The organism is Kitasatospora sp. NPDC022856 (assembly GCF_055561235.1).
Genome location: NZ_JBVHHE010000013.1, coordinates 246,400 through 269,661 on the forward strand (window position 1 = coordinate 246,400; position 23,262 = coordinate 269,661).

The 23,262-nt window shown below is 75.3% G+C and carries 10 protein-coding genes; all 10 read right to left on the reverse strand.

The features are described 5' to 3' along the window. Positions 1–9: 9 nt before the first annotated feature. On the reverse strand, positions 10–705 hold the full coding sequence (locus ACZ34W_RS18855; protein ID WP_329491275.1) for an HAD-IA family hydrolase: 696 nt from the start codon (positions 703–705) through the stop codon (positions 10–12). Next, positions 702–1,805 carry a Gfo/Idh/MocA family protein gene (locus ACZ34W_RS18860; RefSeq protein WP_329491274.1) on the reverse strand — a complete coding sequence of 368 codons (1,104 nt, stop codon included), beginning with the start codon at positions 1,803–1,805 and terminating at the stop codon, positions 702–704. The genes ACZ34W_RS18855 and ACZ34W_RS18860 overlap by 4 nt, the downstream gene beginning before the upstream one ends. Beyond that, positions 1,802–2,962 carry a 3-amino-5-hydroxybenzoate synthase gene (gene rifK, locus ACZ34W_RS18865; protein ID WP_329491272.1) on the reverse strand — a complete coding sequence of 387 codons (1,161 nt, stop codon included), beginning with the start codon at positions 2,960–2,962 and terminating at the stop codon, positions 1,802–1,804. Before rifK ends, ACZ34W_RS18860 begins: the two co-directional genes overlap by 4 nt. A gap of 205 nt (positions 2,963–3,167) precedes the next feature. Then, entirely contained in the window at positions 3,168–3,995 is an 828-nt protein-coding gene (locus ACZ34W_RS18870) for a shikimate dehydrogenase family protein (RefSeq protein WP_465605491.1), read from the reverse strand. Continuing rightward, positions 3,992–5,428 carry a 3-deoxy-7-phosphoheptulonate synthase gene (locus ACZ34W_RS18875; protein ID WP_465605493.1) on the reverse strand — a complete coding sequence of 479 codons (1,437 nt, stop codon included), beginning with the start codon at positions 5,426–5,428 and terminating at the stop codon, positions 3,992–3,994. Before ACZ34W_RS18875 ends, ACZ34W_RS18870 begins: the two co-directional genes overlap by 4 nt. Beyond that, positions 5,425–6,501 (reverse strand): 3-dehydroquinate synthase family protein, encoded by a 1,077-nt coding sequence (locus tag ACZ34W_RS18880; protein WP_359807022.1) that lies wholly within the window; start codon positions 6,499–6,501, stop codon positions 5,425–5,427. The genes ACZ34W_RS18875 and ACZ34W_RS18880 overlap by 4 nt, the downstream gene beginning before the upstream one ends. Positions 6,502–6,662: 161 nt before the next feature. Then, complete coding sequence (locus ACZ34W_RS18885) at positions 6,663–8,009, reverse strand: NAD(P)/FAD-dependent oxidoreductase (RefSeq protein ID WP_329491268.1); 1,347 nt, start codon at positions 8,007–8,009, stop codon at positions 6,663–6,665. A 77-nt stretch (positions 8,010–8,086) separates the two neighbouring features. Next, positions 8,087–8,926, reverse strand: coding sequence for an arylamine N-acetyltransferase (locus ACZ34W_RS18890; protein ID WP_465605496.1), 840 nt, complete (start codon positions 8,924–8,926; stop codon positions 8,087–8,089). Positions 8,927–9,005: 79 nt separating this feature from the next. Next, entirely contained in the window at positions 9,006–19,658 is a 10,653-nt protein-coding gene (locus tag ACZ34W_RS18895) for a type I polyketide synthase (protein WP_465605498.1), read from the reverse strand. Positions 19,659–19,686: 28 nt separating this feature from the next. After that, positions 19,687–23,262 (reverse strand): type I polyketide synthase (locus ACZ34W_RS18900; protein ID WP_465605500.1); only part of this gene is annotated, 3,576 nt, incomplete at its 5' end.

A 23,262-nucleotide genomic window follows, 5' to 3' on the forward strand; every position in this document is an offset into this window, starting at 1 on the left:
GCGGTCGGGTCAGCGCTCGCTGAGGGCCGGGCAGAGGGCGAGCAGCTCGACCGGGCGGCGCAGCACCACGTCGGGGCCGGCCGCGAGCAGCTCGGCCTCGTCCGGACCGGCCCAGAGGGCGGCGGCGGAGGCGACGCCGGCGCCGCGGGCGCTGGCCAGGTCGGTCGGCGCGTCACCGATCATGATGGCCTGGTCGGCGGGTACGTCCAGCAGCTCCAGCGCGCGCAGCACGATGTCGGGGGCGGGCTTGGGCCGGGCCACCTCGTCGGAGCCGATCACGTGGGCGAAGTACGGGAGCAGGCCCAGGCCGTCGAGCAGGGAGCGGGCCCGGTCGCCGGCCTTGCCGGTGGCCACGGCCATCCGCAGGCCCCGGTCACGGAGCTCCTGGAGCAGTTCGGGGATGCCGTCGAAGACCTGCACCTGGTGCGCGAGCCGGTAGCTCTCGCGGACGAAGGGCGCCTCCATCTCCAGCGGCAGGCCCATGATCCGCATGATGTCGGGGAAGTAGCGGCCCTGGTGGCGCTGGTACTCCTCGAAGGGCGCCGGGCCGCCGCCGACGATCTCGGCGTAGGCGATGGAGAACGCCTGGCCCATCACGGCGAAACTGTCGACGATGACCCCGTCCAGGTCGAAGACGACCGCCTGCCGGGGGTTCGCTGCTCTGTCCGTGGTCGTGGCGGACCCGGGTGCCGATGTGGCGGTCATGAGGTCCTCACCTCCTCGTGGGCGGCTGCGGGACGGGCGGATCGCGCCCGGCCGGCAACGCGGGCCGACTCGTAGAAACTCTCGATGAGCTGGACCGTGCCACGCGCCTGCGCGATGGCCCGGCCGCGATGGGCGGGGTCGGCCAGCAGTGCCCCGAGGCCGTCCAGTTGGCGCCGGTACTCGGCCCCGATCGGCTCCGCCGGCACGGCGATCCGACGGGTGGTGCCCTCCCGGGTCAGGGTCAGGACCGGCTCGGGCTGCCGGTTGGGGCTGAAGCCGAAGGTGCAGCGCAGTTCCGCGCTGCCGGCGCTGCCCTCGACCACGATCCGGGAGACGTCCAGGGCCTCGTGGGAGGCCCAACTGGCCCGCAGCGAGACGGAGATGCCGTCCTCGCGGACCAGGAAGCCGCGGGCGGTGTCCTCCACGTCGCCGGTGAGCGCGTCGGCGGGCCGGTCCTGGCGCCAGGCGGCGGACCAGGCGCCGACGTTGACGAAGTCGTCGGAGGTCGCGCCGACCACCTGGGCGAACTCGGCCGGCCCGACCAGGGCGGCCAGCGCGTCCAGCAGGTGCCAGCCGAGGTCGACCAGCACCCCGCCGCCGGCCGTGCTGCGCCGGGTGAACCAGCCGCCGGCCTTCGGGACGCCGCGGGCCCGCACCCACGACAGGTCGACGTGCCGCACCCGCCCCAGGTCGGGGACGAGCGCGGCCAGTTCGCGGACGTCGGCGCGGTGCCGGGCGGCGCTGCCGGCCAGCAGCATGCCGCCGTCGAGCTCGGCCCGCGCCAGGTCGTCCGCCTCGGCGGAGGTCAGGCAGACCGGCTTCTCCAGGAAGACCGCGAGGCCTCGCCGCAGCAGCGCCGCGGCCACCTCGGCGTGCAGGTGGTTGGGCACGGCGACGACGGCGACGTCGACGTCCTCGGGGTGCAGCGCGTCCACCGCCGCGTGGGCGGGGATGCCCGTCGCCTCGCCGACCGCCGCCCGCAGCGCCGGGTCGGGGTCGACGACGGCGACCACGTCGAAGTCCTCGTGCGTCCTGAGCCGCGAGAGCCAGAGCTCCCGGCCGGCCCAGCCGAGCCCGACGACGGCGGCGCGATGCCTCACAGGGCTGCCACTGCGTCGGCGACGATCGCGGCGGTGGCGTGCAGGGCCTCCTCGGAGGCGAGCAGGACGCGGTGGTGCAGCCAGACGCAGTCCCGGCTGACGGCCTCGGTGTTGGGGCAGCGCTCGGCGACCGCCTCCGGGGTCTCGTCGGGGGCGGCGGTCTCCCAGAACGCGTCGGTGCGGTAGATCGCGCGGAACGCGGCGAAGGCCGGCAGGCCGGCGTCGACCAGGCGGTCGACGAGCTCGTTGCGGCCCTCCTCGGAGATGCCGGGGATCCGGAACATCGCCATGTAGTGCGAGTTGCGGTCGGCCCGCGGGTCGCTGCCCTGGGGGACGACGCCGTCGATCGCGCCGAGCAGGCCGGACAGCAGGTTCCAGCGCTCCTCGCGCAGGTCGGTCTGGGCGTCGAGGCGGCGCAGCTGGGCGCGGAGCACGGAGGCCGAGAACTCGTTGAGCCGCATGTTGGTGCCGGCGATCTGGTGGAAGTACCGGCGGTCGGTGCGCGGCCGGCCGCAGCTGTGCCGCAGGAACGCGGCCTCGTACAGCTCCGACTCGGGGAACAGCAGGGCGCCGCCCTCGCCGGCGGTCATCAGCTTGCCGTTCTGGAAGCTGAAGGCGGCCACCGAGCCGAGCTCGCCGACCCGCTTGCCCTGCCAGCGCGCGCCGTGCGCGTGCGCGGCGTCCTGGAGCAGCGGGACGCCGGTGGACTCGGAGAGCTTGCCGAGGGCGTCCATGTCCGCGATGAGCCCGGCCATGTGCACGGGCATGATCACCCGGGTGCGCGGGGTGATCGCGGCGGCCACGGCCGCCACGTCGATGTTGTAGGTCACCGGGTCGACGTCGACGGGGACGGCGACCGCGCCGAGCCGTTGGGCGGCCTGGGAGGAGGAGATGAAGGTGAAGCCCGGCACGATGACCTCGGTGCCCGGGCCGGCGCCCAGACACTGCAGCGCCAGCTCCAGCGCGTGCGTGCCGTTGGTGACCGCCAGGGCGTGCGGTGCGCCGTGGTGGTCGGCGAACTCGCGCTCGAAGGAGTTCACCTCGTCCCCGCCCATGCGCCACCACTGGCCCTGCTCCAGAGCGCGTATCAGGCCGCTCCGCTCGTCGTCGTCGTACTGCGGCCAGGAGGGGAATTCCGGTGCCGGTCGCGCGTTCATGTCTCTCCAAATCTCCGCTACGAACTGGTCTCCGCTTTTGGACGGCCTGGCGGGATTGAGCGGGCGGGGCGCGTGGCCGACGGAAGAGCGGAACAATGGCCCCTGGGATTTCACGCAAGGTATTGCGGCCTCACAGTAGGCGCCGCCCTCGGCGGCCCGCATCCCTCGTTCTGGTAGTCGTCGGCCCCGACCTGCCGATCACCCGTCAGCGCAGCCCGAAGAATGCGCGGTACTCGTCCACCTGACCGTTCAGCATGTGGATTCCGTGGTGGACGTCGAACCCCAGGGCGGCCGCCAGCCGCAGCAGCGGCGTCTCCCTCGGTTGCATGATGATGTCCGCCACCACGGCGCCGGGCGCGAGGGCGTCCGGCCGGAACGGCAGCGGGTCGCCCGGGCGCAGGCCCAGCGGGCTGGCGTTCACCGCGATGTCGCTGTCGTGCAGGGGCGGTTCGGCCGAGGCCCGGACCCGGCCGGGCCAGTGCTCGGCCAGCCGTGCGACGAGCGCGGCCAGCCGGGGCCCGTCCGGGTCGGTGACGGCGAGCCGCTCCGCGCCCGCGGCGAGCACGGCGGCCGCGATGGCGCTGCCCGCCCCGCCGGCGCCGGCCAGCGCGACCCGGCGGCCGCGGACGTCGTGGCCGGCCCGCGCCAGGCCCGCGACGAAGCCGGAGCCGTCGAAGTTCTCGGCGAGCCAGCCGCCGTCGGGTTCGCGGCGCAGCACGTTGGCGGTGCCGGTGATCTCCACGGTGCGGCTGCGCCGGTCGGCGAGGCCGGCGGCGGCGGCCTTGTGCGGCACGGTGACGAACAGGCCGTCCAGGTTGCCGATGTGCTGCAGGCCGCGGACCACCGTGGCCAGGTCCCCCGGCCGGGCGTGCACCGGGACGAGCACCGCGTCGATGCCGAGCCGGGCGAACAGCGGGTTCAGCAGCCCGGGTGACTGCACCTGGGCGACCGGGTCGCCGAGGACGGCGTACAGCCGGGTGGCCCCGCCGATCGGCGGGCCGGGCGGGACGGCGTGCTGCGGGGCGTCGGTCATCGTGGCCTCCCGGGGCGGGGTGCGGTGCCCTGTGCGACCGTCTCCGCGAACATCTCCGCGACGGTGAAGGCGAGTTCCATCGACTGCTCGGCGTTCAGGCGCGGATCGCAGGCGGTCCGGTAGTTGCCGGGCAGCTCGTGCTCGGCGATCCCCCGGGCGCCGCCGAGGCACTCGGTGACGTCCTCGCCGGTCGACTCCAGGTGGAGGCCGCCGGGGTGGGTGCCGAGCGCGCGGTGGACGTCGAGGAAGCCGGCGATCTCCTCGACGACGTGGTCGTAGTGGCGGGTCTTGTACCCGTTGTCCGCGGTGCGGGAGTTGCCGTGCATCGGGTCGCACTGCCAGACCACCTGGTGGCCGGAGGCGGTGACCTTCTCGACGATCGGCGGGAGCACCTCGCGGACCCGCGCGTGCCCCATCCGGCTGATCAGCGTCAGCCGCCCGGGGGTGCCGTGCGGGTCGAGCCGGCGCACGTACTCGACCGCCTGCTCGGGGGTGGTGCCCGGGCCGATCTTCACGCCGATCGGGTTGGCCAGCAGCTCCGCGAAGGCGATGTGCGCGTCCTCGGGCCCGCGGGTGCGCTCGCCGATCCAGAGGAAGTGCGCCAGTCCGCTGGAGTACAGCGGCTCCGGCCCGTCGTCCGTCACCCGGAGCAGGGCGCTCTCGTAGTCCAGCAGCAGGGCCTCGTGGCTGACGTAGACCTCGCTCCCGGGCGCCGTCCCGCCGTCGGCTCCCGGGCCGGCCGGGAGGCCCAGGCCGCGGCCGATCTCCTCGGCCGCCGGCGCGTACCGGTGGCCCCCGGGCGCGTCGCGGACGAAGCGGAGGTTCTCGGCGTGCAGCGCGTGCGGGTCGCCCAGGCCGTCCCGGCGGAGCCGGCGGGCGATGGCCACCGTCCGCGAGGCCTCGGCGTGGGCCCGCAGCATCCGCTCCGGGTCCGGGGTGCGGGCGGCGGGCGTGGGTTCGACGCCGTTGACGATGTCGCCCCGGTAGACCGGCAGGCCGTGGGCGTCGACCTGGTGGGAGCGCGGCTTGGCGTACTGGCCGGCGGCCCGGGCGACCGGCACCACCGGCAGCCCGGTGGTGTGGGCGAGCACCAGGGCCATCCGCTGCAGCAGGCCGAGGTTGGCGCGCAGGTGCGGCTCGGTGTTGTCGGCGAAGGTCTCCGCGCAGTCGCCGCCCTGGAGCAGGAAGGCCTCGCCCCGGGCGACGGCCGCCAGCCGCTCGGCGAGCCGGGCGGTCTCGGCGGGCGTGACGATCGGTGCGGCGGCGCGCAGCCGGGCGACGACCTCCTGCGCGCGGGCCCGGTCCGGCCAGCCGGGCTGCTGCGCGGCGGGCCTGGCCAGCGCGGCGGCGAGGCGGTCGGCGAGCAGCCGTTCCGCCGGGCCGGTCCGCGCGGCAGGCGGGCCGCCGGGCGGCCGCCGTGGTGAGTACCTCATGACACCGCCGCCCCCGTCCCGGCGGGCCCGTCGGCGCCGTGCCCGACGAGCCGGGCGAGCGGCCGGCGCGGCATCCGCGCCAGGGCCTCCAGGACGGCCCGCTCGGGCACGTCGTGGACCAGTTCCGCGCCCGCCGGGCCGTCCAGCACGAAGGCCAGCCCGCTGAGGGCCTTCTTGTCCCGCCGCATCAGCTCGACCAGTTCGCCCGGCCGCACGCCCTCGGGCAGCGCGCCGGGCAGGCCGTAGGAGGCGACGACCGCCCGGTGCTCGTCCACCCGGGCGGGGTCGATCCGGTCCAGGACGCCCGCGAGCAGGCCCGCGAAGACGGTGCCGACGGCGACCGCCTCGCCGTGGCGCAGTGCGAAGTCGGTGGCCACCTCCAGGGCGTGGCCCAGGGTGTGGCCGTAGTTGAGCAGGTGCCGAAGTCCGGTGTCGCGTTCGTCGGCCGAGACGATGCCGGCCTTGAGCGTCACGCTGGCGGCGATCCGGTCCGCCAGGGCCAGCGGGCGCAGGTCGCCGGCGCCGATGAAGTGGCACCGGGCGATCTCGCCGAGGCCGTTGAGCATCTCGCGGTGCGGCAGCGTCGCCAGGTAGTCGGTGTCGCAGAGCACCGCGGCGGGCTGCCAGTAGGCGCCCACCAGGTTCTTGCCGGACGGCAGGTTGACCGCCGTCTTGCCGCCGACGCTGGCGTCCACCTGGGCCAGCAGCGTGGTCGGCAGGTGCACGACGGGCACCCCGCGGTGGTAGAGGGCCGCCGCCAGGCCGACCACGTCGGTGGTGGTGCCGCCGCCGCAGGAGACCACGGCGTCGGAGCGGGTCAGCCCGAACCGCACGAACTCCGCGCAGAGCGCCTCGACGGTGGCGAGGTTCTTGTCCGGCTCGCCGTCCCGGGCGGGCAGCAGCAGGGTCTCGACACCCGTGTCGGGCACCCACTGGGCGGGGCGCGCCGACACCACCGCCACCCGCCGGGCACCGAGCCCCCGGATCACCTCGGCCAGCGAGGAGCGCACTCCCGGGCCGATGAGCACGTCGTACGAACGGTCGCCGATGCGCACCGGAACTTGTTCTCTCACGCCGCTTCAACCTGTCCTGTAGAACGTCGAACGCCGACTCTTCGGTGGTGCGCCCGCGGTGGGGCCCCTGCTCCGGTGCCACCCGGGCCCGGACCCGCGCCCGGGGCCCCGGCGGCGGTCGGCCGCCGGGATCCCGGGCGTGCGCAGGACGTGCCCGGCCGTTACTGGCCGGTGGTCACCCGCAGGATGCGGGCCTCGGCCCGCTCCTTGCGGTCGTGCTCGTCGAGCTGCGGGTAGGACGGGCAGCCGAAGACCCGCTGGAACGGCGCGAAGGTGTCCCACTCCGGGCGCCGGCGCATCTCCTGGGCGACGGCGTTGTGCTCGCTCCAGAAGTCGCCGCCGATCAGCCGGATCAGGTAGCGCTCCAGCGCGTCGCGGGAGGTGGTCCGGCCGGCGTCGGCGGCCACCGAGACCAGCTCACCGTCGTAGAAGGCGTGGATCAGCCGGATGTAGGTGTCGTACCCGGTCTTGAAGTAGTTCGAGTACTCGTCGATCAGCGCGTCGGCGTCCGCCGGGGACTTCAGCGCCGCGTCGAGGGTCTCGGCGGCGCGGGTGGCGGTGGCGGTCGCGACCAGCACGCCGCCGGAGAACATCGGGTCGCCGAAGCAGCCCGCGTCGCCGACCATCACCCAGCCGGGGCCGGTGACGGTGTCCGCGTGGTAGCAGTAGTCGGTCTCGATCTTGAGGTCCATGCTCGGCCGGGTGCCGGTGAGCCGCGCGGTGATCCGCGGCACCCGGTTCAGGTGCTCGTCGAACGCCGCCTCCGGCGAGCCCGCCGCCCGGAAGGTGTCACGCGGCATCACGGTGCCGACGCTGATGACCTCCTTGGAGATCGGGATCGCCCACACCCAGCCGTCGTTGTGCGCGCCGACCTGGATGTCGCCCTCGGCCCCGAGGTTGTGCTTCTCGTCGAGGCCCTCGTAGTGCCGGAACACCCCGACCATCCGGAGCTTCTCCAGCGTCTTGCGGAGCCCGAACTTGTTGGCGATCCGCCCGGACCGGCCGCTGGCGTCGATCACGTAGGTCGCCCGGACCTCGTGCTCCTCGCCGTCCTTCTCGTAGCTGACGCCGACCATCCGGTCGCCCTCCATCAGCAGGTCCTTGACGCCGGCGCCCAGGTGGACCTCGGCGCCCGCCTTGGCCGCCTCCTCGACGAGCATCGCGTCGAACCGGGCCCGCTCGACCTGGAAGGCGCGGTCGAAGCGCCCCTCGCCCTGCTTGCTGAAGTCCGCGCGGAAGACGCCCGAGAAGAACTTCTTCTCCGTCGGGTCGATGAATTCGCCACCGAACTTCGGGACGTATCCGCGGGATTCCAGCGCCTCGCGCAGGCCGATCCGGTCGAAAAGCCCCATCATGTAGGGCAGCAGGGACTCACCGATGTGGAAGCGCGGAAACTCGTCGCGCTCCAGGAGCACCACGGAATGACCCTGCTTGGCCAGGACAAAGGCGCTGACCGCGCCGGCCGGGCCGCCGCCGATGACAACCACATCGGCCGAGTTCTTCGCCATTGGATTCCCTTCCAGAATTGTCGTACATCGTCTGCGAATGGTGCTGCCGGAAGTGCTCCCGGCGGTGTTCCCGCCGGTCAGGGGAGGTCCCCGGACACGATCGTGCCGACGAGCACACGGTGCTCGTCGTCGTCGACGACGGTGCGCACCCGCTCCCGTCCGTCCCGGACCGTCAGGTGCCGGCGGCCCTTCAGGACGGCCTGGCCGTCCTCGAACGCCCGGCCGTAGAGGACGCCCTGCATGTCCCCCTCGGGGGGCGGCGCCGGGTTCTCCCGGGCGCGGTCCTCCAGTGCCTTCCAGTCGCTCCACCGCCGGGGCAGCAGCTTGAAGGTGTAGACGACGCTCCAGCGGGTCACCCGCCCCCGGCGCTGCAGCGCCGTCTCACCGTCGCCCCGGTCCACCAGCCGGTACTGGCAGCCGTACTGGGTCTGCACCGCGTCGGTGACGAGCAGCGGTTCGAGGTAGGACGGCCCCGGGTAGCCCACGTCGACCAGCCACTCGGCGCCGTCCAGCGCCACCCGGACGAACATGTGCTCGATCTCGGTGCCGAAGTTCTCCCTGCCCTCGGCGGTACTGGCCGCCATCAGGGAGACCTCGTAGCCGAGGGTGCCCAGCAGCCGGAAGAACAGCCGGTTCAGCTGGAAGCAGGTGCCGCCCCGTCCCTCGACGACGGCCGTCTCGAACACGGCGTCCTCGTCGAGGTCGACGAGGTTGATGCCGTCGGTGAAGTCCTGGGCGGCGATGTTGTACGGGATCGCCATGAGATGCCGCTTGTGCAGGGTGCGCAGCGTCTCGATGTCCACGCGCGTCTGCCCGGCGCAACCGATGCGCCGGAGGTAGGCGTCCGCGTCGAACACGTCGTCATCTCCTCTCTTGTCCGCGAGCCGGATCAGGGCCGCTCGTTCGGGGTCGTTCATCGGGGTCGTTCATCGGCTTGTCGGCCGGGCCGCTCGCCGGACCGCTCCGGGGCTGCGACAGGGGCCCGGCCGTGGCGGCTCAGACCGAGATGGCCGCGACACCCCCCGTGCCCTCGCCGAACATGCGCTCTTGCATGTGCGCGACAATCATCCCCGGCGTCGGGTGATCGAAAACAAGACCGGCCGAGAGCTTCGCCCCCATCAGTTCGCCCAGCCGGTTGCGCAGTTCGAGCGCGGTCAACGAGTCGAAGCCGATCTCGAAGAGGCCCTGGTCCACGTCGATGTGGTGGGACGCGCTGTAGCCGAGGACGACGGCGACCTGGGCCCGGACCACGTCCAGCAGGAGCGTCGCGCGCTCCGCGCCGGGCAGCCCGGCCAGCCGCTCGGCCAGCTTGCGCCGCTCGTCCCCCGAGACCGCGGCCCGGGCCAGCTGCCGGCTCGCGCGCACCAGGCCGCGCAGCAGCGGCGGTGCCTCGCGCCCGGCCGCGGCGTCGGCGCGCAGCGCGCGCAGGTCCAGCTTGGCCGGCACCAGCAGCGCCCGGTCACCGCGCAGCGCGGTGTCGAACAGCTCCATGCCCTCGGCCGGGGTCATGCCCAGCAGACCGCCGCGCCGGTTCAGCCGGCTGCGGGTGAGGTCGTCGGTGCCGGCCGCCATGCCGGTCTCCTGCTCCCACAGGCCCCAGGCCAGCGACAGCGCCGGCAGACCGGCCGCCCGGCGCCGGGCCATCAGCCCGTCCATGTAGGCGTTCGCCGCCGCGTAGGCGCCGGTGCCCGCGCCAAGGAACACCGCCGACACCGACGAGTAGACCACGAACGCGTCCAACTCCGGGGCCAGTTCGCGGGTCAGCTCGTCCAGGTGCCGGGTCGCGGTCACCTTCGCCGCGAACACCCGCTCCAGCCGCTCCCGGTCGACCTCGCCGATCACGCCCGCGTCGAACAGGCCCGCGGCGTGCAGCACCGCGGTCAGCCGGCGGCCGTCGCGCCGGACGGCGGCCAGCAGCTCCGCCACCGCGTCCCGGTCGGTCACGTCACAGGCCGGCACCGCCACCGACTCGGCGCCGAGCGCGTGCAGCTCGGCCACCAACTCCCGGGCGCCGTCGGCCTCCAGGCCCCGCCGGCTGGTCAGCACCAGATGCCGGATCCCGTGCTCGGTCACCAGGTGCCGGGCCAGCACCGCACCCAGCGACCCGGTACCACCGGTGACCAGCACCGTCCCCGCCCGGTCCAGCACCGGCTCCGCCCGGTCGACGGCGCCGGCCCGGGCGAGCCGGGGCACGTGGAGCGTCGCGCCGCGCACCGCGACCTGCGGCTCACCGACGGCCAGCACCGGCCCCAGCAGCGGCTCGACCTCCGACAGGTCGGACGCGTCGGTGTCCAGCAGCACGATCCGGTCCGGGTTCTCCGCCTGCGCCGCGCGGACCAGACCCCAGACGGCGGCGCCGGCCGGGTCCGTCACCGTGGCGTCGCCACCGGCGGGCACCGCGCCCCTGGTCACCACCACCAGCCGGGTCTCCTCCAGCCCGGCGCCGGCCAGCCAGGTCTGGACGACCTCCAGCACCCGGTCCGTCACGTCCAGCGGGGTGTCCGCGTCGCCGCCGGTGACCGCCTCCAGGATCGCGGTCTCCGGGACGGCCGCCCCGGACAGCGCGTCCTCCGCGAGGGTGGCCACCTCCTCGGCGGTGGACAGCCGTACCCAGGACGGCGAGCCGGCGGCCCCGTCCGGGAGCACCTCCGTCCAGTCCACCCGGAACAGCGAGTCGCCGCCCGCGCGGCCCGCCGCCGCGCCCAACTGCTCGGCGGACACCGGGCGGAACACCAGCGAGTCGGCCGTCAGGACGGCGCCGCCGGCCTCGTCGACCGCCTCCAGCGAGAGCGCGTCGGGCGCCGGCTGGGCGACCCGCACCCGCAGCGACGAGGCGCCCGCGGCGTGCAGGACCAGGCCGTTCCAGGCGAACGGCAGCATCGTCCGGTGGTCGCCCGTGCTCAGGAAGGCCTTCGCGTGCAGGGCCGCGTCCAGCAGCGCCGGGTGGATGCCGAACCCGGCGGCGCTGCCCCGGTGGTCCTCCGGCAGGGCGATCTCGGCGAAGACCTCGTCACCGCGCCGCCAGGCCGCCCGCAGGCCCCGGAACACCGGCCCGTAGACGTAGTTGTGCTCCAGCAGACCGGCGTAGAACTCCTCGGGACCGATCTCCACCCGCTCCGCGCCGGGCGGCGGCCAGGCGCTGAAGTCGAACCGCGACCCGGACGCCCGGGCCGTGGCCGTCAGGACACCGGTGGCGTGCCGGGTCCACGGGTCGCCGACGGCCTCCTCGCGGGTCGAGTACACGGCGACCGTGCGGGCACCGCCCTCGTCCGGACCGCCGACGGTGACCTGCACCCGGACGCCGCCCTGCTCGGGCAGGATCAGCGGGGCCTCGATCACCAGCTCGTCCAGCGTGCCGCAGCCGACCTCGTCACCGGCCCGCACGGCCAGCTCCACCAGGCCCGTCCCGGGCACCAGCACGACGTCGCCGACCGCGTGGTCGGCCAGCCAGGGATGGGTGCGCAGGGAGAGCCGGGAGGTGCACAGCACCCCGCCGGTCTCCGGCACCTCCACCACCGCGCCGAGCAGCGGGTGGTCCACCCCCGCCAGGCCCAGCGAGGTCGCGTCGGTGGCCGCCGCGGTCATCGGGAGCCAATAGTGCTGGTGGTCGAAGGCGTAGGTCGGCAGGTCCACCTCGGCGCCACCGGCCGCGTCGGGCAGCACGCCCGTCCAGTCCACCGCCACACCGCGGACGAAGAGTTCGGCCATGGAGGCCAGCAGGCGGCACGGGCCGCCCTCATCCCGCCGCAGCGAACCGGTCACCAGGACCTCGACCCCGACCCCGTCGGCGACCTCGGTGATCGGCTGGGCCAGCACCGGGTGGGTACTGGCCTCCACGAACACCGTGTGGTCCTCGGCGAGCAGCGCGGCGACCGCCGGGCCGAAGCGGACCTGGCTCCGCAGGTTGCGGTACACGTAGCCGCCGTCGATCACGCCGGCCTCGCGGACCCACTCACCGGTCACCGTCGAGAAGAGCGGGACCAGCGGCGCCCGGCCGCGGATGTCCGCGAACGCCTCCGCCAGGACCTCCTCCAGGGCCTCGGCGTGCCGGGTGTGGGAGGCGAAGTCCACCGCGACCCGGCGCACCCGTACCCCGTCGGCGGCCAGCACCTCGACGGCCTCGTCCAGCACGTCGAGGTCACCGGCGACCACCACCGACGCGGGGCCGTTGACCACCGCGACCTCCAGCCGGCCCGCCCAGCGCTCCAACCGGGCCAGCGCCTCGGCCTCGGAGAGCGCCACCGAGGCCATCCCGCCGAGCCCGGCCAGCTGACCGGCGATCACCCGGCTGCGCACCGCGACGATCCGGGCCGCGTCCTCCAGGGAGAGCGCACCGGCCACGCAGGCCGCCGCGATCTCGCCCTGCGAGTGCCCCAGCACCGCGTCCGGGATCACCCCCACCGACGCCCAGACGGCGGCCAGACCGACCATCACCGCGAAGCTCGCGGGCTGCACCACATCGGCCCGGTCCAGGACCTCGGCCGGCGCCTCGCCGCGCAGCACCTCCTCCAGCGACCAGTCCACCCAGGGGCCGAGCGCCCGGGCGCACTCGGCGATGCGCTCGGCGAACACCGGTGAGGTGTCCAGCAGTTCACGGCCCATCCCGGCCCACTGCGCGCCCTGGCCGGGGAAGACCAGGACGAGCTTGCCCACCGTGCCCGCGGTGCCCGTCACCAGCCCGGCGGCGGACTCGCCCCGGGCCAGCGCGGCCAGCCCGGCCGACGCCTCCGCCGGGGACCCGGCCACCACCACCGCGCGCTCGGAGAGCAGCGCCCGCCGGGAGAGCAGCGCACCGGCCAGCGCCGCCGGGGCGGCCGCCCCGGCGAGCTCCGTCAGCCGCCCGCCCTGGGCCGCCAGCGAGGCGGCGTTCTTCGCCGAGACGACCAGCGGCACCACGGCGTCGGGGGCGGGCCCGGCCTCGGCCGGCTGCTCCTCGGGGGCCTGCTCCAGGATCACGTGCGCGTTGGTCCCGCTCAGGCCGAAGGAGGAGACCCCGGCCCGGCGCGGCCGGTCCACCTCGGGCCACTCCCGCGCCTCGGTCAGCAGCTCGACGGCGCCCGCCGTCCAGTCCACCTGCGAGGAGGGCGCGTCCACGTGCAGGGTCGCGGGCATCACGCCGTGCCGCAGCGCCTGCACCATCTTGATCACACCCGAGACACCCGCCGCCGCCTGGGCGTGGCCGATGTTGGACTTCAGCGAGCCCAGCCAGAGCGGGCGCTCCGGGTCACGGCCGCGACCGTAGGTGGCCAGCAGCGCCTGCGCCTCGATCGGGTCCCCCAGGACGGTGCCCGTGCCGTGGCCCTCGACCAGGTCCACATCGGCCGTCGACAGCCCGGCCGCCGCCAGCGCCTTGCGGATCACCCGCTGCTGGGAGGGGCCGTTCGGCGCGGTCAGACCGTTGGACGCGCCGTCCTGGTTCACCGCGGACCCGCGCAGCACCGCGAGCACCGGGTGGCCGTTGCGCCGCGCCTCGGAGAGCCGCTCCAGCACCACCACACCGGCGCCCTCGGCCCAGCCGGTGCCGTCGGCGGCGTCCGCGTAGGACTTGCAGCGGCCGTCCGTCGCCAGCGCCTTCTGCCGCGAGAACTCCATGAACATGCTCGGGCTGGACATCACCGTCGAACCACCGGCCAGGGCCAGCGAGCACTCGCCCTGGCGCAGCGCCTGGGCGGCCAGGTGGATCGCCACCAGCGACGACGAGCACGCCGTGTCCACGGTGACCGCCGGGCCCTCGAAGCCGAACACGTAGGACACCCGCCCCGAGGCCACACTGGCGCCGGCGCCGGTCAGCGCGAAGCCGCCCAGCTCCGGCGGCACGCTGCCACCGGCGTAGTAGTCGACGCCCATGATGCCGTTGAACACCCCGACCTCGGTGCCCTTCAGCGAGCCCGGGTCGATGCCGGCCCGTTCCATCGCCTCCCAGGAGGTCTCCAGCAGCAGCCGCTGCTGCGGGTCCATCGCCAGCGCCTCACGCGGCGAGATCCCGAAGAAGGCCGGGTCGAACAGCGGTGCCTCGTGCAGGAAGCCGCCCTGGCTGACGTAGGAGGTGCCCTCGCTCTCCGGGTCGGCGTCGAACAGCTCGTCCAGGCCCCAGCCGCGGTCGGAGGGGAACAGCGACACGCCGTCCCGCCCCTCGGTGACCAGCTGCCACAGGTCCTCCGGGGTGGCCACCCCGCCGGGCAGCCGGCAGGCCATGCCGACGATCGCCACCGGATCGGCCGGATCGTGCACGGCCGCCGCCGGTACCACCGGCCCCGCCGCGACCGCCGTGCCGTCGAACTCGCCGTCCAGGTAGCGGGCCAGGGCGAGCGGGGTGGGGTAGTCGAAGACGGCCGTGGCGGGCAGGCTGAGGCCGGTGGCCTCGCGCAGCCGGTTGCGCAGCTCGACGGAGGTCAGCGAGTCGAAGCCGGCGTCCTTGAAGGCCCGCTCCGCCGCGACCTTCGCCGCGCCCGCGTGGCCGAGCACCGACGCGACGTGCGTCCGGACCAGCTCCAGCAGCAGCGCCTCGCGCTCGGCCGCGGCCAGCCCGGCCAGCCGGCCGGCGAGTCCGCCGCCGGCGCCGGTCGCGGCGGCCCGCGCCGACTGCCGGCCGGGGCGGACCAGGCCCAGCAGCAGGGGCGGCACCCCGGCGCCGGCCGTGGCGGCCGTGCGCAGGGCCCGCAGGTCCAGCTTGACCGGGACGAGCAGCGCCCGGTCACTGTGCAGCGCGGTGTCGAAGAGCTCCATGCCCTCCGCCGGCGTCAGCGGCTGGGCGCCGCCGCGCCGGTTCATCCGGCTCCGGGACAGCTCGTCCAGGTCGGCGCCCATGCCGTCGCTCTGCGCCCACGGGCCCCAGGCCAGCGACAGCGCGGGCAGGCCGTCCGCCCGGCGCCGGGCCATCAGCCCGTCCAGGTAGGCGTTCGCCGCCGCGTAGGCGCCGGTGCCCGCGCCCAGGAACACCGCCGAGACGGAGGAGTACGTGATGAACACGTCCAGGTCCGGGGCGAGTTCACGGGTCAGCTCGTCCAGGTGCCGGGTCGCCGTCGCCTTCGGTGCGAAGACGCGCTCCAGCCGCTCCGGGTCGATCTCGCCGACCACACCGCCGTCGAAGACACCCGCCGCGTGGACCACGGCGGTCAGCCGGTGACCGTCGCGCCGGGCGGCGGTCAGCAAGTCCGCCACCGCGTCCCGGTCGGTCACGTCACAGGCCGGCACCGCCACCGACTCGGCGCCCAGCGCGTACAGTTCGGCCACCAACTCCCGCGCACCGTCGGCCTCCAGGCCCCGCCGGCTGGTCAGCACCAGATGCCGGATCCCGTGCTCGGTCACCAGGTGCCGGGCCAGCACCGCACCCAGCGACCCGGTACCACCGGTGACCAGCACCGTCCCCGCCCGGTCCAGCACCGGCGCGGTGCCCCGGGCGATACCGGCCCGGGCGAGGCGCGGCACGGACAGGGCCGCACCGCGCAGGGCGACCTGCGGTTCACCGGTGGCCAGGACGGCGGTCAGGACCGCGTCGAGGTCGGTGCCGGACTCGGCGTCGAGCAGCACGATCCGGTCCGGGTTCTCCGCCTGCGCCGCCCGGAGCAGACCCCAGACGGCGGCGCCGGCCGGGTCGGTCACCGCGGCGTCGCCGCCGGCGGGCACCGCGCCCCTGGTCGCCACCACCAGCCGGGCCCGCGCCGGGGCGGGCCCGGCCAGCCAGGCCCGGACGACCTCCAGCACCCGCCGGGTCAGCGCGAGCGGGGTGTCCCCGGGGCCGTCGGTGACGGCCTCCAGCAGCACCGCCGTCGGCGCGGCGGCGCCGGTGCCCTCACCCTCGCCCTCGCCCTCGCCCTCGCCCTCGAACAGTGCCGCCAGGTCCGCCGGGGCGGTGACCCGGGCGGGGACCGGGCCGGGGGTGGGGGCGGCGGGCAGGGTGGCCGACTCGGTCCACTCCACCCGGTACAGCGCGTCGCTGCCCGGCGTCCCCGCCGCCGCCTCCAACTGCTCGGCGGAGACGGCGCGGGAGACCAGCGAGTCCAGCGTCAGGACGAGCCCGCCGGCGTCGTCGACGGCCTCCAGCGAGAGGGCGTCCGGCCCCGGCCGGGCGACCCGCACCCGGACCGAGGCGGCCCCGGCCGCGTGCAGCACCAGCCCGTTCCAGGCGAACGGCAGCCGGACCACCGGCTCCTCGTCCGGTGCGTCGTCCGGCCGGGCGCCGCTCAGCGCGGCCGCCGCGTCCAGCATGCTGGAGTGCAGGGCGGCGTCGAGCAGGCCGGGGTGGATGCCGAACCCGGCGGCCCGCTCGCGCAGTTCGTCCGGCAGGGCCACCTCGGCGAAGATCTCCTCGCCGCGCCGCCAGACCGCACGCACGCACTGGAACGACCGGCCGTAGGCGTACCCCGCGCGGTCGAGCAGGTCGTAGCCGCCGGTGATGTCCACCGGCTGCGCGCCGGGCGGCGGCCAGGCGGTGAAGTCGAACTCCGGCTCGGCGGCGCCGGCCGTCGTCGGCAGCAGTGTGCCGGTGGCGTGGCGGACCCAGGCGTCCATGGCTCCTGCGGTGTCGGTGCCCTCCACCGCGTCCTCGCGGGCGGAGTACACCTCCACCGTGCGGGCGCCCCGCTCGTCCGGGCCGCCGACGGCGACCTGGACCCGCAGGCCGCCGTGCTCGGGCACCACCAGCGGTGCCTCGATGACGAGTTCGTCCAGCACCCCGCAACCGACCTCGTCGCCGGCCCGCACGGCCAGCTCCACCAGACCGGTCCCGGGGACGAGGACCACTCCCCCGACGGCGTGGTCGGCGAGCCAGGCGTGCGTGCGCAGCGACAGCCGGGAGGTGAACACCAGGCCGTCGGACTGCGGCAGTTGGACGACCGCGCCGAGCAGCGGGTGGTCGGCCTTGCCCTGGCCGAGCGAGGTGGCGTCGGTCAGCGGGGTGGCCGGGAGCCAGTAGTGCTCGTGCTCGAAGGCGTAGGTGGGCAGCTCCAGATGGGTGGGCGTGAAGCCGGCGGGCAGCGTCTTCGCCCAGTCCACCTCGATGCCACGGACGAAGAGTTCGGCGACCGAGGCCAGCACGGTGTGCGCCTCGGGGCGGCCGTCGCGCAGCGCGGCCACCGCGACCGCGCGCTCACCGGCGGACTCCGCGACCACGCCGCTCAGCGCGGCGCCGGGGCCCAGCTCGACGAAGAGTGCGGAGCCGCCGTCGGCCGCCGTGGCGATGCCGTCGGCGAACCGGACCGGGCGGCGGACATGGTCCACCCAGTAGGCGGGATCGGCCAGTTGACCGGGCGTGGCCACCTGTCCGGTCACGTTGGAGACGATCGGGACCTGTGCCTCGCCCCAGGCGACGTCGGCGAGCACGGCGGCGAACTCCGCCAGCATCGGCTCCATCAGCGCCGAGTGGAAGGCGTGCGAGACGGTCAGCTGCTTGACCTTGCGGCCCTGCTCCCGCAGTTGCTCCGCGGCCTTCAGGACCGCCGCCTCCTCGCCGGAGAGCACCACCGACGACGGGCCGTTCACCGCCGCCAGGTCCACGCCGTCATCGAGGAGTTCGGCTACCTCGGCCTCGGTCGCGGCGACCGCGACCATCGCGCCGCCGGACGGCAGCGCCTGCATCAGCCGGCCCCGCGCTGCGACCACCGCCGCCGCGTCCGCCAGCGAGAGCACCCCGGCCACGTGCGCGGCCGTGATCTCACCGATCGAGTGGCCCATCACCGCGTCCGGCCGGACGCCCCAGGACTCGATCAGCCGGAACAACGCCGTCTCCACGGCGAACAACCCGGCCTGGGTGTACACGGTCTGGTCCAGCGATCCGGCCGTGCCCAGCACCACGTCCTTGACCGGGTGCTCGGTCCAGCCCGCCAACCGCTCGTCCAACGCCGCACACGCAGCCTCGAAGGCCTCGGCGAACACCGGGTACCGCTCCGCCAGCTCCCGGCCCATCCCGACCCGCTGCGAACCCTGACCCGGGAAGACCAGGACCACCTTCCCCGGGCCGCCGGACGGGGACGCGCTGCCACTCGCCCCGGCGGGCGCGGACTCGCCGCGTGCCAGCGCGGCCAGGCCCGCCAGTGTCTCCGCGCGCGAGCCGGCCACCAGCACCGCCCGCTCGCCCAGCACCGCGCGTTGGGCGAGCAGCGCACCCGCCACCGCGACCGGCGCCCCGGCCCCGGGCCCGTCGACGGAGGACGCCTCGACGAAGGCGGCCAGCCGCCCGGCCTGGCCGGCCAGGGCGGCGGCCGAGGCGGCCGACAGCACCAGCGGGACGACGCCCTCGGGCACGGCCGCCGGCCGCGCCTCCTCCTCGGGGGCCTGCTCCAGGATCAGGTGCGCGTTGGTGCCGCTGACGCCGAAGCCGGACACCGCCGCCCGGCGGGGGCGGCCGGTCTCCGGCCAGTCCCGTGCCTCGGTCAGCAGCTCCACCGCACCGGCGGACCAGTCGACCTGGGTGGACGGCGCGTCCACGTGCAGGGTGGGCGGCATGACGCCGTGCCGCAGCGCCTGCACCATCTTGATCACGCCCGACACCCCGGCGGCGGCCTGGGTGTGGCCGATGTTGGACTTCAGCGAGCCGAGCCGCAACGGCCGCTCGGCGGGCCGGTCCTGGCCGTAGGTGGCCAGCAGGGCCTGCGCCTCGATCGGGTCACCCAGCACCGTGCCCGTGCCGTGGCCCTCCACCAGGTCCACATCCGCGGTGGAAAGACCCGCGTTGGCCAGCGCCTTGCGGATCACCCGCTGCTGCGAGGGACCGTTCGGCGCGGTCAGACCGTTCGACGCGCCGTCCTGGTTCACCGCGCTGCCGCGGACCACCGCGAGTACCCGGTGCCCCTTGCGCCGCGCCTCGGAGAGCCGCTCCAGCACGACCACGCCCGCGCCCTCGGCCCAGCCCGTGCCGTCCGCCGCGTCCGCGTACGCCTTGCACCGGCCGTCCGCCGCCAGCCCGCGCTGGCGCGAGAAGTCGATGAAGAGGCCGGGGGTGGCCATCACGGTCGCGCCGCCGGCCAGCGCCATCGAGCACTCGCCGCGGCGCAGCGCCTGGGCCGCCAGGTGGATCGCCACCAGCGAGGAGGAGCAGGCGGTGTCGAGCGTCACCGCCGGGCCCTCGAAGCCGAACACGTAGGAGATCCGGCCGGACGCCACGCTGGCGGCCGCGCCCGTCCCGGTGAAGCCCTCCAGCTCCGGCGGCACGCTACCGCCGGCGAAGTAGTCGACGCCCATGATCCCGTTGAAGACCCCGACATCGCTGCCCTTGAGCGTGGCCGGGTCGATGCCGGCCCGCTCCAGCGCCTCCCAGGAGGTCTCCAGCAGCAGGCGCTGCTGCGGATCCATGGCGAGCGCCTCGCGCGGCGAGATCCCGAAGAAGCCCCCGTCGAAGAGACCGGCCTCGTGCAGGAAGCCGCCCTGGTCGACGTAGGAGGTGCCGCGGTTCTCCGGGTCCTCGTCGAACAGCCCGTCGAGGTCCCAGCCCCGGTCGGAGGGGAAGCCCGAGACACCGTCCCGGCCCTCGCTGACCAGGTCCCACAGCCCCTCCGGGCTGTCGACACCACCGGGCAGCCGGCACGCCATACCCACGATCGCCACAGGCTCGCTGGAGGCGCTGACGAGTTGGCGGTTCCGCTTCTTCAGCGAGCCGACCTCTTCGAGCGACTTCCGCAGCGCCTCGACAAGCTTCTCGTATGAAGTACTCACTTCACTGCCCCATTCACGTTGTACCGCATCAGCTTTCGAGGCCCTCGTCGTCGTCGCCGCCGAGCGCCAGTTGGACGAGGTCGTCGACGTCCAGGTCGGCGAGCGTGCCCGGCCGGTCGTCCTCGTCCGCCGCGTCGGCCGCCGGTCCGCCGGTGTCCAGTGCGACCAGCCTGACCAGGGCTTCCATCAGCCCGGCCTCCCGGAATCGGGCCATCGGGAGGGAGACCAGGGCGTGCCGCAGCCGGTCCTCGTCCACTTCCGGGCCGCTCGCCGCGCCGTCCGGGAGCAGCTCGCCGTGCACGTGGCGGGCCAGGGCGAGCGGGGTCGGGTAGTCGAAGACCACGGTGGCGGACAGATTGAGGCCGGTGGCCTCGCGGAGCCGGTTGCGCAGCTCGACCGAGGTGAGCGAGTCGAATCCGGCGTCCTTGAAGGACGTCCCGGCCACCACCCCGTCCGGTCCGGTGTGGCCCAGGACCAGCGCGACCTGGGCCCGCAGGAGGTCCACCAGCAGGGCCTCCTGGTCGGCCCGGGCGAGCCCGGTGAGCCGGCGCACCAGGCCGTCGCCGCCGTCGCCGGACGCGGCCCGGGCCACCTGGCGGCCGGCCCTCACCTGGCCGCGCAGCAGGGGCGGTACTCCCCCGCCGGTCGCGGCCTCGGCCCTGATCGCCCGCAGGTCCAGCTTGATCGGCACCAGCAGCGCCTCGTCCGCGCCGAGCGCGGCGTCGAACAGCGCGGTGCCCTCCGCCGGCCCGAGCGCGAGAATGCCGCCGCGGCGGTTCGTCCGGGTGCGCCCGGCCGCCTCGGCGCCGGTGGTCATCCCGGTGGCGCTCTGCTCCCACGGGCCCCAGGCGAGCGAGAGCGCCGGCAGGCCGGCCGACCGGCGCCTGGCCATCAGGCCGTCGAGGTAGGCGTTGGCCGCCGCGTAGTTGCCCTGGCCGGCGGAGCCGAACAGGCCGGAGGCGGAGGAGTAGACGACGAACGCCGCCAGGTCGGGGGCGAGTTCGCGGGTGAGCTCGTCAAGGTGGCCGACGGCGGTCACCTTCGGGGCGAAGACCCGGGCCAGCCGCTCGGGCGTCAGCGCGCCGATCACCCCGTCGTCCAGGACGCCCGCGGTGTGCACGACGGCCGTCAGCGGACGCTCGTCGACCACGGAGGCGAGCAGTGCGGCCAGTGCGTCCCGGTCGGTCACGTCGCAGGCCGGTACGGCCACCGACTCGGCGCCGAGCGCGTGCAGCTCGGCCACCAACTCCCGGGCACCGTCGGCCTCCAGGCCCCGCCGGCTGGTCAGCACCAGATGCCGGATCCCGTGCTCGGTCACCAGGTGCCGGGCCAGCACCGCACCCAGCGACCCGGTACCACCGGTGACCAGCACCGTCCCCGCCCGGTCCAGCACCGGCTCCGCCCGGTCGACGGCGCCGGCCCGGACCAGGCGCGGCGCGGAGAGCACCGGACCGCGAACCGCGACCTGCGGCTCACCGGTGGCCAGCACGGCGGCGAGGACCGCGTCGGCGTCGGTGCCGGCAGCGGTGTCGAGCAGGACGATCCGGTCGGGGTTCTCCACCTGGGCGGCCCGGACCAGGCCCCAGACGGCGCTGCCGGCCGGGTCGGTCACCGCGGCGTCGCCACCGGCGGGCACCGCGCCGCTGGTCGCCACGACCAGTCGGGAGGTCTCCGGGGCCGGAGCGACCAGCCACGCCTGGAGCACGTCGAGCACCCGGGTGCCGAGCTCCAGCGCGTCCGCGCCGGCCGCCGTCAGCACCACGGCGTCCGGCACCCCGCCCGCCGCGGCCAGCGCGGTCACCTCGTCGGCGGTGGCGACGGACACCCGGCTCGGCGCGGCCGCGAGCGGCGGCGGCGACGGCAGGGCCGTCCACGCCACCCGGAACAGCGAGTCGCCGCCCGGCGCACCCGCCGCCGCCTCCAACTGCTCGGCGGAGACGGCGCGGAACACCAGGGAGTCCAGCGTCAGGACCGGACCGCCGGTCTCGTCGGCGGCCTGGAGCGACACCGCGTCCTGGCCCGACGGTGCCACCCGGACCCGCAGCGCCGAGGCGCCGACGGCGTGCAGGGTGAGCCCGTTCCAGGCGAACGGCAGGACCGTCCGGGGCTCGTCCGCCGCCTCGGGGGTGTCGGCCGGGCGGACGAAGCCGTTGGCGTGCAGGGCGGCGTCGAGCAGCGCGGGATGGATGCCGAAGCGGCCCGCCCCCTCGCGGTGGTCCTCCGGCAGGGCGATCTCGGCGAAGACCTCCTCGCCGCGCCGCCAGACCGCCCGCAGGCCCTGGAACGACGGGCCGTAGGTGTAGCCGAGCCGGATCAGGTCGGCGTAGAAGCCCTCGACGTCGACCTCGACCGGCTGGGCGCCGGGCGGCGGCCAGACGGTGAGGTCGAACTCCGGTGCGGCGCCGGTCCCGGCCGGCCGCAGGGTGCCGGTGGCGTGGCGGGTCCAGCCGTCCGTACCGGCCTCCACCGCGTCCTCCCGGGCGGAGTACACCTCCACCGTCCGGGTGCCCCGCTGGTCCGGGCCGCCGAGCGCGACCTGGACCCGGACGCCGCCGTGGTCCGGCACCACCAGCGGTGCCTCGATGACCAGTTCGTCCAGGGCGCCGCAGCCGGCCTCGTCGCCGGCCCGGACGGCCAGCTCGACCAGGCCGGTGCCGGGCAGCAGGACGACCCCGCCGACGGCGTGGTCGGCGAGCCACGGGTGCGTGCGCAGCGAGAGCCGGGAGGTGAACACCAGGCCGTCGTTCTGCGGCAGGTGCATCACCGCGCCGAGCAGCGGGTGGTCGGTCTCGGTCAGCCCCAGGAAGGCGGCGTCGGCGGCCGGGGCGGGCTGCAGCCAGTACTGCCGGTGGTCGAAGGCGTAGGTCGGCAGCTCCAGGTGGCCCGGGTCGGCGGGCAGGAGGCCGGACCAGTCCACCGCGACGCCCCGGACGAGGAGTTCGGCCACCGCGGCCAGCACGGTGTGCGCCTCGGGGCGGCCGTCGCGCAGGGCCGCGACGCAGAGCGCGCCGTCGCCGGCGGACTCCGCCACCGCGCTGCTGAGCGCGGCGCCGGGGCCCAGTTCGACGAACAGTGCGGTGCCGTCCCCGGCCGCGGCGGCGATGCCGTCGGCGAACCGGACCGGGCGCCGCACGTGGTCCACCCAGTAGGCGGGGTCGGCCAGTTGGCCGGGCTCGGCCGGTCGGCCGGTGACGTTGGAGATCACCGGGAGCCGCGGTTCGCGCCAGACCACCTCGGCGAGCACGGTGGCGAACTCCGCCAGCATCGGCTCCATCAGCGCCGAGTGGAAGGCGTGCGAGACGGTCAGCTGCTTGACCTTGCGGCCCTGGGCCTTGAGGGCTTCAACGCCCTTCAGCACGGCCGCCTCCTCGCCGGAGAGGACCACCGACGAAGGACCGTTCACCGCCGCCAGATCAACGCCGTCACCGAGGAGTTCGGCGACCTCGGCCTCGGTGGCTGCCACCGCCACCATCGCGCCACCGGACGGCAGCGCCTGCATCAGCCGGCCCCGCGCGGCGACCACCGCCGCCGCGTCCGCCAGCGAGAGCACCCCGGCCACATGGGCGGCCGTGATCTCACCGATCGAGTGGCCCATGACGGCGTC